The organism is Idiomarina sp. UBA4206, from assembly GCF_002383015.1.
Lineage (GTDB): Bacteria > Pseudomonadota > Gammaproteobacteria > Enterobacterales > Alteromonadaceae > Idiomarina > Idiomarina abyssalis.
Window position 1 is genome coordinate 60,603 of record NZ_DFTS01000008.1, and the last position, 1,471, is coordinate 62,073.

Here is a 1,471-nt window from a genome sequence, read left to right on the forward strand (position 1 = left end):
TTAGTGATCGCTGGCGTTGCAATTCGTAACGGTTCGGAGTATCACAGACCATAAAGAGTAAAATAAAATCAGGGGGAAGTATGTTGAAGAAAATAGCTATAGGTTTAACCGTAGCGTTAGCAGGACACACCGCTCAGGCTGGTGAATGGCTGCATTGCGGAAATGTGTTTGACAGTGAAAGCGGTCGTCTTGCCGGTGAGCGCTATATTGAAGTCACTGACAACAAAATTACTGCCGTTAAAGTGAACGCCCCCGGCGGTGATGCTTCGGTTACGGATTTAAGCGCACATACCTGTCTGCCTGGCTTGATTGATTTACACGTTCACCTTGACGGCCAGTCCGGGCCTGACTCTTATATAAAACAGTTTACTGAGAACCCTGCTGATCTTGCTTTGAAAGCTCAACACTATGGCATGAAAACCTTGGAAGCTGGCTTCACAACGGTAAGAAACCCGGGGGACTCCGACAACGTCACTATTGCCTTACGTAATGCGGTAAATGCTGGTGTGGTTGACGGGCCAAGAATTTATTCCGCAGGGAAATCTTTGGCAACGACCGGTGGACATGCCGACCCGACAAACGGCTGGAAAGAAGAACTGATGGGGCGTCCGACGCCTAAAGATGGTGTTATTAATAGTGCCGCAGATGCTCGCGAAGCAGTACGTCAGCACTACAAAGACGGTGCCGACTTTATCAAAATTACCGCAACCGGCGGTGTTTTGAGTATGGCCAGTAGCGGCGACAACCCTCAGTTTACTGACGAAGAGCTAAAAGGCCTGGTTGATATTGCCAATGACTACAACTTTCATGTTGCAGCACATGCCCATGGTAAAGCAGGTATGCTGCGGGCAGTGAAAGCCGGCATTACTTCGGTAGAGCATGGTACTTACATGGATGACGAAGTAATAGCGGCTATGAAAGAGCACGGAACCTATCTGGTGCCCACCATTCTGGCCGGCAAGTTTGTTGCTGAAAAAGCGGAAATTGATGGTTACTTTCCGGACGTTGTCAGACCGAAAGCGCGCGAAATAGGCCCTAAAATTCAGGACACTTTTGCAAAAGCCTATAAAGCGGGGGTTAATTTCGCATTTGGTACCGATAGTGGCGTATCCGCTCACGGTGATAACGCGTTAGAATTCCAATACATGGTAGAAGCAGGTGTCCCCGAAGCTGAAGCGATTCAGTCAGCAACTTCCATAGCTGCCAAGCTGCTTAAAAATGATGATATTGGTCACATTGAAGAAGGTAAACTAGCGGATATCGTGGCTGTAAAAGGAAACCCGTTGGACGATGTTACCTTATTGCAAAATGTCAGTTTTGTGATGAAAGACGGTAAGGTTTATAAACACCAATAAGTCTTTTTAAGGGTCAGTCGAAACGGACTGACCCTTCTAGTTTTAAGGAAACATGATCGCTGCTTCTTACTTCGTATTTGGTTTTATCCTCTTCTTCTGATGCCCAGAGCTGTACA

The 1,471-nt window shown here is 47.1% G+C and carries 1 protein-coding gene; it reads left to right on the plus strand.

Features of this window, described 5'->3' with window-relative positions:
• Positions 1-80 precede the first annotated feature (80 nt).
• Entirely contained in the window at positions 81-1,355 is a 1,275-nt protein-coding gene (locus B3180_RS01225) for a metal-dependent hydrolase family protein (protein ID WP_054490080.1), read from the plus strand.
• Positions 1,356-1,471 lie beyond the last annotated feature (116 nt).